Consider the following 13,396-nt stretch of genomic DNA (forward strand, 5'->3'; position numbering starts at 1 on the left):
GGTCCCAGCCTCCTTTCTTATCTAGGAGGAAAGAATGAACTTACACCAACCACTTTCTGTCCTGCCAGGAATTGGACCGAAATCAGCAGAGAAATACAAAAAATTGGGAATCGAAACGGTTGAGGATCTCTTGCTCTACTTCCCATTTCGGTATGAAGATTTTAAAACAAAAAATGTTTTAGACCTGGAAGATGGAGAAAAAGCAGTTGTTTCTGGAATTGTTGCCACTCCAGCTAATGTCCAGTATTATGGTTACAAGCGTAACCGGCTTCGCTTTACCATTAAACAAGGGGAGCTGGTCCTAGCAGTTAGTTTCTTTAACCAGCCCTATCTAGCGGACAAGATTGAACTAGGGCAAACAGTGGCTGTCTTTGGTAAGTGGGATAAGGCCAAGGGAGCTTTGACAGGGATGAAGCTGTTAGCCCAAGTCGAAGATGACCTCCAACCGGTCTACCGCTTGTCTCAGGGGGTGAGCCAGTCTGCTCTAGTAAAAGTCATCAAAACGGCTTTTGAAGTTGGCTTGGATCAGCTATTGGAAGAAAATCTCCCCCAAATCTTAATGGACAAGTACCACTTGCTTTCTCGCAGACAAGCAGTCAGGGCCATGCATTTTCCCAAGGATCTTGAGGAATACAAGCAGGCCCTGAGACGCGTAAAATTTGAAGAACTGCTCTTTTTCCAATTGCAACTGCAGGTCTTGAAGGAAGAAAATCGTTCGGTCGGACAGGGAATCGTGCTGGATTGGGATGAGAAGAAGTTAAAAGCTCTTCAAGCTAAACTTCCATTTACGTTGACAGAAGCCCAGGAGCGAAGTCTGAACGAAATTTTAGCAGATATGCGTTCTCCTCACCACATGAATCGTCTCTTGCAAGGAGATGTCGGAAGCGGGAAGACCGTCGTTGCTGGACTGGCCATGTATGCTGCTGTAACAGCTGGCAAGCAAGCAGCCTTGATGGTCCCAACTGAAATCCTAGCTGAGCAACATTTACAAAGTTTGACCTCTCTCTTTCCTAGTCTTAGAATCCTTCTTTTAACAGGCAGTCTAAAAGCTTCGGAGAGACGAGACCGTTTGGAATTGATTCAGACAGGGCAAGTGGACCTTATTGTAGGAACCCATGCCTTGATTCAGGAGGGAGTTCATTTTCATGATCTCGGCTTGGTCATTATTGATGAGCAGCACCGTTTCGGCGTGGCCCAAAGACGGATCCTGCGTGAAAAGGGCCAAAATCCGGATGTCTTGATGATGACAGCGACCCCAATTCCCCGGACTCTGGCAATCACTGCTTTTGGGGATATGGATGTTTCCATTATCGACCAAATGCCAGCAGGTCGAAAAGAGATTATCACCCGCTGGGTCAAGCATCAACAGTTAAATTTAGTCTTGGATTGGCTGGTTAAAGAAATTCAAAAAGGCTCCCAAGCCTACGTCATTTCTCCCTTGATTGAAGAATCTGAAGCCTTGGACCTCAAAAATGCTATTGCCTTAGAGAAAGAATTGATTGCTTATTTTGGAGACCGAGCCCGTATTGCTCTCCTTCATGGTAAGATGAAGGGAGAAGAAAAAGAGGCCATTATGCTGGCCTTTAAGCAGGGAGAAATTGACTTACTAGTTTCTACAACTGTAATCGAGGTCGGCGTCAATGTTCCCAATGCTACCGTCATGATTATCATGGATGCAGACCGCTTTGGTTTGAGCCAATTGCACCAGTTGAGAGGTCGGGTAGGGCGTGGTGATAAACAGTCTTACGCAGTATTAGTTGCCAATCCCAAAACAGAATCAGGTAAGCGTCGGATGAAAATCATGACCGAAACCACTAATGGGTTTGTCTTGGCAGAAGAAGACCTCAAGCTACGAGGCTCTGGGGAAATCTTTGGAACACGTCAATCAGGTATACCAGAATTTCAAGTGGCCAACCTCATTGAAGATTATCCAATCTTAGAGGAAGCACGAAAGGTAGCTGTTCAGGTGGTCACGACTCCTAATTGGCGAGAGCATCAAGATTGGCACTGTCTGTCTCTACATTTGGAGCAGAAAGAACACTTAGATTAAGAAGTGATAAGAAAGAGACTGGGACAAAAGTCCTAGTCTCTCAATTATTTTTGGATTGTCGAGCAAGACGCAGTGGTTGAGTGGGCTCTACTACGCTGATTTCATCAGCTTTTACAGCCCTACTCAACTGTGCGGATGTGGGACGACGAAATCGAATTCTAACGAATTACCGATTTCTGTCCCACTCTCTTTTTATCTTATTTTAAGTTTGTGGACCTATAATCGTAAAAAATAGAAAAGAGGTCCTAGCTATGCGAACCATGTTGAAATTCATCTTGTCAATCATTATCTCAGTCCATCAGAGCTATTTTTAAATTTAAAAGGTGGACGTATCTAGCATCACACCTTCTATCTTTATTCTACCCTTCTATATAGTCTCTTAATTCATCACCTTTTAATCCGGCATTGAGAGCAATCAATAGTTTCAGCCGGGCCTTAGCTGCATTGAGCTCTTTGACAAAGAAGATGCCGTGCTCGTGAAGGTTGACTCCGCCCCCATCGTAAGCATAGACAGGTTCCGCAATTCCATTGAAGCAACGGGAAACCAAGGCAATAGGAAGGCCAGCCTCTTGAAATTCAAAGAGTTTCTCAGCTACTTCCTTAGGAAGATTTCCAGCTCCAAAGGCTTCGATGATTAAACCATCCATTTGTTGGACATCTAGTAGGTCAAGGAGTTCTGTTTTCATGCCCGCATAGGCTGAAATGATGGGGACAACTCCCTTGATTTCTCGCAAATCAAAACGCACACGGGGTTCAGCTGTTTTGAAGAAAAGAACTTCTTTTTTCATGACCAAGCCTAGAGGGCCGTGTGTGGGGGTCTGGAAGGTGCTGACATTGGTGGTATGTGTTTTGGTCACGTACTTGGCTGCATGGACTTCATCATTCATCACGACCAAGACACCCTTGTCTTGTGATTTGGGATCTGCTGCTACTCGGATGGCGGTCAGATAGTTATAGACGCCGTCGCTTCCTAATTCATTGGAGCTTCTCATGGCTCCTGTTAAGACTACTGAAATAGTTGGCAAGTCCATGGTATCTAAGAAGTAGGCTGTTTCTTCAAGAGTATCGGTACCATGGGTAATGACAATCCCATCATACTGGGAAGCCTCTTTCTGAATCTTATGATAGAGTTGTAACATGTGCTGAGGAGTTACATGAGGGCTGGGTAAATTTAAAAAATCTTCTGAAGTAAGCTCAACCCCTGCCAGTGACAGATCAATATGGTTCATGGGGTTGGATGAATTGGTCACGACAGCTCCAGAGTCATCCGCCTGCATGGAGATGGTCCCTCCTGTATGAAGGGCCAAAATTTTCTTAATCATGTGTGTCTCCTTGGAATGTGTGTTATAATTTATTGTATCATAAAACGGAAAGAAAGAAGTCATCATGGAAATAAAAGCGGTCTTTTTTGACATTGACGGAACCTTGGTCAATGATAGTCGAATGGTCTTGAAGTCAACTGAAAAAGCCATTCGCGCCTTAAAGGAACAAGGAATTTTTGTTGGTTTGGCAACAGGGCGAGGACCCTTCTTTGTCCGTCCTTTTATCGAGCGCTATGACTTTGATTTTGCGGTCACCTATAATGGTCAGTATATTTTTACCAAGGACAAGGTCTTATCTGCTTCTCCAATTGATAAGAAGAATCTGCATGACTTGATTGACTACGCAAAAAAACATCGCATTGAGATCGCCTTAGGAACAGAAGATGGAGTTGAAGGCTCTCGCATTATGAGTTTTGGTCTGAGTCCGATTTCTCTATGGTCTGCACGGTTTGTACCAAAAGGCTTTTCGAAGGCAGTTAGTCAGGGCTTCAACAAGGTGGTTAGCAAGGCTGTCCCTCAGGATCAAAAGCAACTGCAACAAATTGCCCAAGGACCGGTTTATCAGGTTCTCTTATTAGCTAGTCCTAAAGACACTCAAAAAGTTGAGCAAGCTTTTCCTGAATTAAAATTTACGCGTTCCAGCCCCTTTGCGGCGGACGTTATCAATCCAGACAACTCAAAATTGGAAGGGATTCGGATCGTAGGAGAAGAATTTGGATTTTCAATGGACCAGGTGATGGCCTTTGGAGATTCAGATAATGACTTGGAAATGCTCTCGGGTGTTGGCTTATCGATTGCGATGGGCAATGGAACCAGCAGGGTCAAAGAAGTAGCTCAGCATACGACGACCAGTAATACCAAAGACGGGATCCAAAAAGCGCTGGAACATTTTGGCATTATCACGGATCAGTCACTGTTTGTTAGTCGCGACGATCACTTTAATAAGGTCAAAGCCTTCCATCAACTCATGGATGGTCAAACTCAGGAAGAACCAAAGGCCTGGGACAATCAAGAGGCTCTTTACCGAACCATGTTTAAGCAGGAGGAATTGGTTGAATTTATTCGGGCAGCGAGCAAGGATGAAGCAACCTTTGATCGTTCAATCGAAAGCTTGCATCAAGCCCTAGATGAGGCAGCCAATAAGGTTCGTAGCAAGCATCCAGCTGAGATCTCCATGGTGGGGCAGGTCGATGCCTTGATTGATACGCTCTATCTGACTTATGGTAGTTTTGTTCTAATGGGGGTCGATCCGGAAGAGGTCTTTGAGATTGTTCACCGTGCAAACATGGGGAAGATTTTCCCAGATGGTCAGGCTCACTTTGATGAAGTCACGCATAAAATTTTAAAACCGAACGACTGGGAAGAAAAGTATGCACCTGAGCCAGCCATTCAAAAAGAGTTGGAACGGCAAATCAAAGCTTATCAAAAACACTACTCTGAAAAAACAGCAGAAACTGAAGAAAATAAAAAGGTGTGAGGAAATTCGTTTTCCTTCACACCTTTTGGTTTTTATAAAGTTTATAAGGTCTTTTCTGTCTCACGAACCACTAACAAATCGACTTTGGCATGGCGGAGAATGTATTCAGATGAAGACCCGACTAGTAAACGTTCAAAAGCATTGAGACCAGTCGCTCCAACCATGATGAGGTCAACTCCCTCTTCTTCTGGGATATCAGTCGCTAAGAGGACTTTTGGATTCCCCATTTCAATCACTGAAGCAATGTTTTGGACACCGGCTTCTTTTGCACGTTTGATATAACCTTCCAAAAGTTCATTAGCTTCTGTTTGGAATCCTTCATACACCTCGGCATCAAAGCTAGAGACACTTTGTAAGGCGCGTGTATCAACGACATGAGCGAGAGTAAGCTTTGATCCGTTTCGCAACGCAACATTGACCCCTTTCTCAAAAGCGAGTTCAGCTTCGCGAGATCCATCAACTGCAACCATGATGTTTTCGTATTTTTGAGACATGTTCCGTCCTCCTTTAATGCTTGAAAACGTGAAAAGAAATGGAAGAACCCATTTATGTTACCTATAATTATATTTTAAACCTTTTACCATAGAAAGTAAAGGTCAAATCGGATATCTATAGGATTTCATTGAGAATGAAAGAGGTTGCTCAGTTGTACTCCAGATTAACTAGTGGTATAATGGAAGCAGTTTGATAAAGTGAGGAAAAAATCATGAAAGAATACAATAAGTCCGTCAAGCTAGAGCACGTTGCTTACGATATTCGTGGTCCAGTCTTAGAAGAAGCGATGCGCATGCGGGCCAACGGGGAGAAAATCCTTCGCTTAAATACAGGAAATCCGGCTGAATTTGGGTTCACGGCTCCCGACGAAGTCATTCATGATTTGATTATGAATGCTCGGGATAGTGAAGGGTATTCGGATTCAAAAGGAATTTTTTCTGCCCGTAAGGCTATTATGCAGTATAGCCAATTGAAAAAGATTCCGAATGTTGAGATTGATGATATCTATATCGGAAATGGTGTCAGTGAGTTGATCGTGATGTCCATGCAAGGCTTGCTGGATAATGGCGATGAAGTACTTGTGCCAATGCCAGACTATCCTCTTTGGACAGCAGCGGTCAGCCTAGCAGGTGGAAATGCAGTACACTATGTCTGTGATGAAGAGGCTGAGTGGTATCCTGATATTGATGATATCAAGTCGAAAATCACTTCAAACACCAAGGCTATCGTCGTGATTAACCCAAATAACCCGACCGGAGCCCTCTATCCAGATGAGATTCTGTTGGAAATTGTTGAAATTGCTCGTCAGCATGGCTTGATTATCTTTGCGGATGAAATTTATGATCGCTTGGTCATGGATGGTGCCAAACACACAGCCATTGCTAGTCTCGCGCCAGATTTGTTCTGTGTCAGCATGAACGGTTTGTCCAAATCACACCGCATAGCGGGCTTCCGTGTGGGCTGGATGGTTCTATCCGGACCGAAGCACCATGTGAAGGGCTATATCGAAGGTTTGAATATGCTCTCCAATATGCGTCTGTGTTCAAACGTCTTGGCCCAACAAGTGGTCCAGACTTCTTTGGGAGGCTACCAGTCAGTGGACGAACTCTTGCTTCCAGGTGGTCGAATCTACGAACAACGGAACTTTATTTACAAGGCCATCAACGATATCCCAGGGCTTTCAGCTGTCAAACCCAAAGCTGGTCTCTATATCTTCCCTAAAATTGATCGTGAAATGTACCGGGTAGATGATGATGAGCAGTTTGTCTTGAATTTCTTAAAACAAGAAAAGGTTCTCTTGGTTCACGGACGTGGATTCAACTGGAAAGAGCCAGATCATTTCCGGATTGTTTACCTTCCACGAGTGGAAGAATTGGCTCAAATTCAAGAGAAGATGACCCGTTTCTTAAAACAATACAAACGATAAGTGTAAGAGAAATCGCTAATAGGCGGTTTCTTTTTTTTGAATGAATCCAGCGAATATTTTGTTACATAAGGCTAATTTTTCTGAATTGAATAGAATTGTAGAAAAAATAAATAATCTTCAGATAATTTGATTGAAATTCCCTCACTTATATGATATACTTTAGCTGACTATATGCGAGGTTTATTATGGCTAAATTATTAGAAAAAACGAGAAAAATTACATCTATCTTGAAACGTTCTGAAGAACAGTTGCAAGATGAAATGCCTTATAATGCAATTGCCCGTCAACTGGCTGATATCATTCATTGTAATGCTTGTATTATTAATAGCAAGGGAACTCTTCTAGGTTATTTCATGCGCTACAAAACCAATAATGACCGGGTTGAGGCTTTTTTTGACAATAAAAAATTACCTGAAGATTATGCGAAAGCGGCCAGTTTAGTCTATGATACAGAGGCGAATTTAGATGTAGATCACGATTTAAGTATCTTTCCAGTAGAGACAAAGTCTGATTTTCCTGATGGGTTGACAACGATTGCTCCCATCCATGTATCTGGGATTCGTTTGGGGTCTTTGATTATTTGGCGCAATGATAAGGAATTTGCGGATGATGATTTGATTTTGGTTGAGATTGCTAGTACCGTAGTTGGGATTCAAATGTTGAACTTCCAACGAGAGGAAGATGAGAAGAATATTCGTCGCCGGACTGCGGTCAATATGGCTGTCAATACCTTGTCCTATTCAGAATTGCGGGCTGTATCTGCCATCCTCGGTGAATTGAAGGGAAATGAAGGGCAGTTAACTGCTTCTGTGATTGCGGATCGGATTGGTATTACCCGCTCTGTGATTGTCAATGCACTTCGGAAACTGGAGTCAGCTGGTATTATTGAAAGCCGCTCTCTTGGGATGAAGGGAACCTACCTCAAAGTCTTGATCCCAGATATTTTTGAAGAAATAAAGAAAAGAGACTACTAATGACTAAAGCGTTAATTTCGATTGACTACACCGTTGATTTTGTAGCGGATGAAGGTAAGCTAACGGCAGGAGCTCCTGCACAAGCTATTTCTGAGAGCATTGCCCAGGTGACCCAGCTAGCCTTTGACCAAGGGGCCTATGTCTTTTTTGCGATTGATGCTCATGATGTAGACGATCCCTTTCATCCAGAAAGCAAGCTCTTCCCACCTCATAATATCATTGGGACTAGTGGACGTGATTTGTATGGTCCCTTAGCTGATTTTTATCGGGAGCACAAAGCGGATCCGCGTGTTTTTTGGATGGACAAGCGTCATTATTCTGCTTTTTCAGGAACTGACTTGGATATCCGACTCCGGGAACGTGGCGTAGATACGGTTATTTTGACGGGAGTCTTAACGGACATTTGTGTCCTCCATACAGCAGTAGATGCCTATAATCTGGGCTATCAGATCGAAGTTGTCGCGCCTGCAGTGGCGTCGCTCACTCCTGAAAATCACCAGTTTGCTTTAAATCATTTCAAACATGTTTTGGGAGCAAAAGTGGTGAATGAACAATTAGAAGAATTGTAAGATTAGAGTTCGAGGAGAATGGCTTAATGCCTAGCCTTCCTCGGACTCTATTTTCTTGCCAAACTACCGCATAAATACTAAAAATATGGTAAAATAGAGGGTATTGAAAAATCATCATTTCACGAAAGGAAGCAAGATGAAAATTACGCAAGAAGAGGTAACCCACGTTGCCAATCTTTCAAAATTGAAGTTCTCTCCAGAAGAGACAGCTGAGTTTGCGACAACCTTGTCTAAAATTGTCGATATGGTGGAATTGTTGGAAGAAGTGGACACAACCGGTGTGGCTCCAACAACAACCATGGCGGATCGTAAGACCGTATTGCGTCCGGATGTTGCTGAAAAAGGGACGGACCGTGACCGCTTGTTTAAAAATGTACCTGAAAAAGATAACTACTACATCAAGGTACCAGCTATCCTAGAAGATGGAGGAGATGCCTAATGTCATTCAACCATAAAACCATTGAAGAGTTGCACGACCTCCTTGTCTCTAAGGAAATTTCAGCAACGGAATTGACACAAGCGACGCTTGACGATATCAAGGCGCGTGAAGAAGCGGTTAATGCCTTTGTAACGGTGGCCGAAGAAGCTGCCCTTGCGCAAGCCAAAGCCATTGATGAAAAAGGAATCGATGCAGATAACCTCCTGTCAGGGATTCCACTCGCTGTCAAAGACAATATCTCAACAGATGGTATCTTGACGACTGCGGCATCAAAAATGCTCTATAACTACGAGCCCATCTTTGATGCGACAGCGGTTGCCAATGCCAAAGCTAAAGGTATGATTGTTGTCGGAAAAACCAACATGGACGAGTTTGCCATGGGTGGATCTGGTGAGACTTCATATTATGGACCAACCAAGAATGCTTGGGACCACAGCAAGGTGCCTGGCGGATCTTCTAGTGGTTCTGCTGCAGCTGTAGCTTCAGGGCAAGTCCGTTTGTCTCTTGGTTCAGATACAGGTGGTTCTATCCGCCAACCTGCCGCCTTCAACGGGATTGTTGGGCTTAAACCAACTTATGGAACAGTTTCTCGTTTCGGTCTCATTGCCTTTGGTAGCTCACTCGACCAAATTGGACCGTTTGCTCCAACGGTCAAGGAAAATGCCCTCTTGCTCAATGCTATTTCCAGCGAAGATGCAAAAGACTCTACTTCTGCTCCAGTCCGCATTACTGACTTTACTTCTAAGATTGGTCAAGACATCAAAGGCATGAAGATTGCCCTTCCTAAGGAATACCTTGGGGAAGGGATTGATCCAGAAGTCAAAGAAACTATCCTTAATGCGGCAAAACACTTTGAAAAATTGGGAGCAACTGTCGAAGAAGTCAGCCTGCCTCATTCTAAATACGGGGTTGCCGTTTATTACATCATCGCTTCATCTGAAGCTTCTTCAAACTTGCAACGTTTCGACGGTATTCGCTATGGTTTCCGTGCGGAAGATGCTAAAAACTTAGATGACATCTACGTGAACACTCGTAGCCAAGGCTTTGGTGATGAGGTTAAACGTCGGATCATGCTGGGTACCTTTAGTTTGTCATCTGGTTACTACGATGCCTACTATAAGAAAGCTGGCCAAGTTCGTACCCTTATTATCCAAGACTTCGAAAAAGTCTTTGCGGATTACGACCTCATCCTTGGTCCAACAGCCCCAAGCGTAGCCTTTGATTTGGATTCGCTCAACCACGACCCGGTTGCCATGTACTTGGCTGACCTCTTGACCATCCCAGTCAACTTGGCAGGTCTTCCAGGGATTTCGATTCCTGCAGGTTTTGCTCAAGGTCTTCCAGTTGGTTTGCAGTTGATCGGTCCTAAGTATTCTGAAGAAAGCATCTACCAAGCTGCAGCTGCCTTTGAAGCAACGACGGATTATCACAAGCAACAACCCCTTATTTTCGGAGGTGACAATTAATGAACTTTGAAACAGTCATCGGACTTGAAGTCCACGTTGAATTGAATACAAACTCAAAAATTTTCTCACCAACCTCTGCTCACTTTGGGAACGAGCAAAATGCCAATACCAATGTGATTGACTGGTCTTTCCCAGGGGTGCTTCCTGTCTTGAACAAGGGTGTTGTGGACGCTGGTATCAAGGCTGCTTTGGCGCTGAATATGGATATCCACCAGCACATGCACTTTGACCGTAAGAACTATTTTTACCCTGATAATCCAAAGGCCTACCAAATTTCGCAATTTGACGAGCCAATCGGATATAACGGTTGGATTGAAGTGCAATTGGAAGACGGCTCAACTAAGAAAATCGGGATTGAACGTGCTCACTTGGAAGAAGATGCCGGTAAGAACACGCACGGAACAGACGGTTTCTCTTATGTAGACCTTAACCGTCAAGGGGTTCCATTGATTGAGATCGTATCTGAAGCCGATATGCGTTCTCCAGAAGAAGCCTATGCTTATTTGACAGCTTTGAAAGAAGTCATCCAATACACAGGTATTTCAGACGTCAAGATGGAAGAAGGATCGATGCGTGTGGATGCTAACATTTCCCTTCGCCCATACGGTCAAGAGGAATTTGGTACTAAGACTGAGTTGAAAAACTTGAACTCTTTCTCAAACGTCCGTAAAGGTCTTGAATACGAAGTGGAGCGTCAAGCGAAAATCTTGCGTTCAGGTGGGATTATTCGTCAAGAAACACGCCGTTATGATGAAGCCAACAAGAGTACCATTCTTATGCGTGTCAAAGAAGGAGCTGCGGATTACCGTTACTTCCCAGAACCAGACCTCCCCTTGTTTGAAATCTCAGATGAGTGGATTGAGGAAATGCGTACGGAGTTGCCAGAGTTTCCAAAAGACCGTCGTGCTCGCTATGTGGCAGAGCTTGGCTTGTCTGACTATGATGCCAACCAATTGACAGCGACGAAAGTCACTTCTGACTTCTTTGAAGCAGCTGTGGCCCTTGGTGGCGATGCCAAACAAGTGTCTAACTGGCTCCAAGGTGAAGTCGCACAATTCTTGAATGCAGAAGGCAAAACGCTGGAAGAAATCCAATTGACACCAGAAAATTTGGTTGAAATGATTGCCATCATCGAAGATGGAACCATTTCATCTAAGATTGCCAAGAAAGTTTTCGTTCACTTGGCGAAAAACGGTGGCGGTGCGCGTGAATACGTCGAAAAAGCTGGCTTGGTACAGATTTCAGATCCTGAAGTCTTGATCCCAATCATCCACCAAGTCTTTGCAGATAACGAAGCAGCCGTAGCTGACTTCAAGTCAGGGAAACGTAACGCTGACAAGGCCTTCACCGGCTTCCTCATGAAAGCAACTAAAGGCCAAGCCAACCCACAAGTAGCTCTTAAACTACTTGCCCAAGAATTGGCGAAGTTGAAAGAAGAGTAATAGAGAAAGACCAGCCGAAAGGTTGGTTTTTACTATCCATAAAATTGTGTTAGAATAGGAAAGATCATTACATATCAACTGGCATTAGGAGGAGTTACATGAACAAATTTTTAAGAGTCTTATTTGTCCTGGTTATCATCGCCATGTCTGGAGCGATTATCTTTCAGCTCTTCTTTCCAACTTATATGGGAAGTCATTCGGGATATGGTATTTCTGTCGGTTGGCAACGGGAGATTGGGATTTGGAATGTGGCGGTCCTTGTGATCCTGATTGCTGTCAAACTCAAATATGATTGGTTTTATCTTCGTACGGTTTTATTGGCCTTGATCATTGGTGGGCTTGGGATTGGGACCAATCATTTATTTGCTTATCTCAACTATCATTTGCCAGTAAATGCTATTGGAGCTTTTGAAAATTATCTTCTTGTTCTGGGCTGGATTGTCGGTTGGAAATTAGAGTCATCTCGGACCGATAATTAAGATATTAACCGTCTGTTTCTTCTTGACAAAGTTTGTGAAAGGGTTTACAATATGCTTGTCGGGTTTCCTGAAAGGGAATTGCAATTCATGGAAAAATAGGAGAATCATATGGAAACAATGAAAGCTGCTCGCTGGCATGGCAAGAAGGACGTTCGTATCGAAGAAGTAGAAGTCCCTAAAGTACAACCTCATCAAGTAAAGGTTGCGGTCAAATTCACGGGAATCTGTGGGACAGACTTGCATGAATACTTGGATGGGCCAATCTTCATTCCAACAGAAGAGCATGTCTATTCTGGTCAAAAAGCACCCGTTACCCTCGGTCACGAGTTTGCTGGAGAAATTGTTGAAGTTGGAAGCGATGTGACTCGTGTTAAAGTCGGTGATCGTGTGACGATCGAGCCAATTTTAGCAAAACACAACTTAATTGGTGATTATAACCTTGATCCAAATTTGAACTTCGTCGGTCTTGCGGCAGATGGTGGGTTTGCTAAATACTGTGTCCTAGATGGAGATTTGGTCCATGTGATTCCAGATAGCTTGAGCTATGAGCAAGCAGCGCTTACAGAACCTGCTGCTGTAGCCGTTTATGCAGTTCGTCAATCTGCTATCAAGGCAGGAGATACAGCTGTTATCTTTGGTTTGGGGCCTATCGGTCTCTTAATCGTGGAAGCCCTTCGTGCAGCTGGTGCTTCAAAAATCTATGCGGTTGAATTGTCCCCTGAACGTCAAGCCAAAGCAGAAGAGCTAGGTGCCATTGTGGTTCGTCCAGAAGAAGGTGAAACAGTCGTAGAAGCCATCCATCGTTTGACGGATGGGGGAGCGGATGTGTCTTATGAAGTAACAGGGGTTCCTGTTGTTCTTGGACAAGCTTTGGCAGCTGTCCATAAGGCAGGTGAGTGTATGGTCGTATCCATTTGGGAACGCGAAGCCAGCATCAATCCAAACGAATTCGCCATTCAAGAAAAGACCCTCAAAGGGATTATCGCTTATCGCCACATCTTCCCTAAAGTATTGGAATTGATGGAACAAGGCTATTTCTCTGCTGAAAAATTGGTTACCAAGAAAATCAAATTGGAAAACATTGTTCAAGATGGCTTTATCGAATTAACGCAAGATAAATCGCAAATCAAGATTTTGGTTGAGCCATAATGTACTACATCCTTACAGAATAAAACCAGTCCATTTGGGCTGGTTTTTTTAAAAATAGGGAGGACAATATAAAAAGATAGTATAAATTGAGAAAACGCTTGCATAAAT

Annotated in this window: 12 protein-coding genes; 10 read left to right on the top strand and 2 right to left on the bottom strand. The window is 43.7% G+C overall.

Going from position 1 to position 13,396, the window contains the following annotated elements; genetic code table 11:
• Window positions 1-34 precede the first annotated feature (34 nt).
• Entirely contained in the window at window positions 35-2,050 is a 2,016-nt protein-coding gene (recG, locus tag LXO72_RS00365; protein WP_233331207.1) for an ATP-dependent DNA helicase RecG, read from the top strand.
• A 359-nt stretch (window positions 2,051-2,409) separates the two neighbouring features.
• On the opposite strand, the gene LXO72_RS00370 is transcribed toward recG, so the two are convergent.
• Window positions 2,410-3,372, bottom strand: a complete 963-nt coding sequence (locus LXO72_RS00370) for an asparaginase (protein WP_233331208.1) — start codon at window positions 3,370-3,372, stop codon at window positions 2,410-2,412.
• Window positions 3,373-3,436: 64 nt separating this feature from the next.
• On the opposite strand from LXO72_RS00370, the gene LXO72_RS00375 reads away from it, so the two are divergent.
• Window positions 3,437-4,849 (top strand): Cof-type HAD-IIB family hydrolase, encoded by a 1,413-nt coding sequence (locus tag LXO72_RS00375; protein ID WP_233331209.1) that lies wholly within the window; start codon window positions 3,437-3,439, stop codon window positions 4,847-4,849.
• A 41-nt stretch (window positions 4,850-4,890) separates the two neighbouring features.
• On the opposite strand, the gene LXO72_RS00380 is transcribed toward LXO72_RS00375, so the two are convergent.
• The gene (locus tag LXO72_RS00380) at window positions 4,891-5,343 is read right to left on the bottom strand and encodes a universal stress protein (RefSeq protein WP_048716469.1); all 453 of its coding nucleotides are present in this window, start codon (window positions 5,341-5,343) and stop codon (window positions 4,891-4,893) included.
• Between the two features lie 212 nt (window positions 5,344-5,555).
• On the opposite strand from LXO72_RS00380, the gene LXO72_RS00385 reads away from it, so the two are divergent.
• The 8 genes from LXO72_RS00385 to LXO72_RS00420 all read left to right on the top strand — a co-directional run bounded on the left by LXO72_RS00385 (window position 5,556) and on the right by LXO72_RS00420 (window position 13,288).
• Window positions 5,556-6,770: a pyridoxal phosphate-dependent aminotransferase gene (locus LXO72_RS00385; protein ID WP_023024219.1), complete on the top strand. Its 1,215-nt coding sequence runs from the start codon at window positions 5,556-5,558 to the stop codon at window positions 6,768-6,770.
• A 185-nt stretch (window positions 6,771-6,955) separates the two neighbouring features.
• On the top strand, window positions 6,956-7,744 hold the full coding sequence (gene codY / locus LXO72_RS00390; RefSeq protein ID WP_233331210.1) for a GTP-sensing pleiotropic transcriptional regulator CodY: 789 nt from the start codon (window positions 6,956-6,958) through the stop codon (window positions 7,742-7,744).
• On the top strand, window positions 7,744-8,313 hold the full coding sequence (locus LXO72_RS00395; protein ID WP_048789815.1) for a cysteine hydrolase family protein: 570 nt from the start codon (window positions 7,744-7,746) through the stop codon (window positions 8,311-8,313). The genes codY and LXO72_RS00395 overlap by 1 nt, the downstream gene beginning before the upstream one ends.
• A 136-nt stretch (window positions 8,314-8,449) precedes the next feature.
• Window positions 8,450-8,752: an Asp-tRNA(Asn)/Glu-tRNA(Gln) amidotransferase subunit GatC gene (gene gatC / locus LXO72_RS00400; RefSeq protein WP_002884769.1), complete on the top strand. Its 303-nt coding sequence runs from the start codon at window positions 8,450-8,452 to the stop codon at window positions 8,750-8,752.
• Window positions 8,752-10,218: an Asp-tRNA(Asn)/Glu-tRNA(Gln) amidotransferase subunit GatA gene (gatA, locus tag LXO72_RS00405; RefSeq protein WP_233331211.1), complete on the top strand. Its 1,467-nt coding sequence runs from the start codon at window positions 8,752-8,754 to the stop codon at window positions 10,216-10,218. The genes gatC and gatA overlap by 1 nt, the downstream gene beginning before the upstream one ends.
• Entirely contained in the window at window positions 10,218-11,660 is a 1,443-nt protein-coding gene (gatB, locus tag LXO72_RS00410; RefSeq protein WP_049474046.1) for an Asp-tRNA(Asn)/Glu-tRNA(Gln) amidotransferase subunit GatB, read from the top strand. Before gatA ends, gatB begins: the two co-directional genes overlap by 1 nt.
• Window positions 11,661-11,758: 98 nt before the next feature.
• Window positions 11,759-12,139 carry a hypothetical protein gene (locus tag LXO72_RS00415; protein WP_233331212.1) on the top strand — a complete coding sequence of 127 codons (381 nt, stop codon included), beginning with the start codon at window positions 11,759-11,761 and terminating at the stop codon, window positions 12,137-12,139.
• A 108-nt stretch (window positions 12,140-12,247) separates the two neighbouring features.
• Window positions 12,248-13,288 (top strand): 2,3-butanediol dehydrogenase, encoded by a 1,041-nt coding sequence (locus tag LXO72_RS00420; RefSeq protein ID WP_233331213.1) that lies wholly within the window; start codon window positions 12,248-12,250, stop codon window positions 13,286-13,288.
• Window positions 13,289-13,396 lie beyond the last annotated feature (108 nt).

Origin of the sequence: Streptococcus sp. XMC (assembly GCF_021341835.1) — a bacterium.
Taxonomy (GTDB): Bacteria; Bacillota; Bacilli; order Lactobacillales; family Streptococcaceae; genus Streptococcus.

Coding starts and splice junctions, on each gene's coding strand:
- codY (WP_233331210.1), top strand. CDS start 6,956: ATGGCTAAATTATTAGAAAAAACGAGAAAAATTACATCTATCTTGAAA.
- recG (WP_233331207.1), top strand. CDS start 35: ATGAACTTACACCAACCACTTTCTGTCCTGCCAGGAATTGGACCGAAA.
- LXO72_RS00380 (WP_048716469.1), bottom strand. CDS start 5,343: ATGTCTCAAAAATACGAAAACATCATGGTTGCAGTTGATGGATCTCGC.
- LXO72_RS00385 (WP_023024219.1), top strand. CDS start 5,556: ATGAAAGAATACAATAAGTCCGTCAAGCTAGAGCACGTTGCTTACGAT.
- LXO72_RS00415 (WP_233331212.1), top strand. CDS start 11,759: ATGAACAAATTTTTAAGAGTCTTATTTGTCCTGGTTATCATCGCCATG.
- LXO72_RS00420 (WP_233331213.1), top strand. CDS start 12,248: ATGGAAACAATGAAAGCTGCTCGCTGGCATGGCAAGAAGGACGTTCGT.
- gatC (WP_002884769.1), top strand. CDS start 8,450: ATGAAAATTACGCAAGAAGAGGTAACCCACGTTGCCAATCTTTCAAAA.
- gatA (WP_233331211.1), top strand. CDS start 8,752: ATGTCATTCAACCATAAAACCATTGAAGAGTTGCACGACCTCCTTGTC.
- LXO72_RS00395 (WP_048789815.1), top strand. CDS start 7,744: ATGACTAAAGCGTTAATTTCGATTGACTACACCGTTGATTTTGTAGCG.
- LXO72_RS00370 (WP_233331208.1), bottom strand. CDS start 3,372: ATGATTAAGAAAATTTTGGCCCTTCATACAGGAGGGACCATCTCCATG.
- gatB (WP_049474046.1), top strand. CDS start 10,218: ATGAACTTTGAAACAGTCATCGGACTTGAAGTCCACGTTGAATTGAAT.
- LXO72_RS00375 (WP_233331209.1), top strand. CDS start 3,437: ATGGAAATAAAAGCGGTCTTTTTTGACATTGACGGAACCTTGGTCAAT.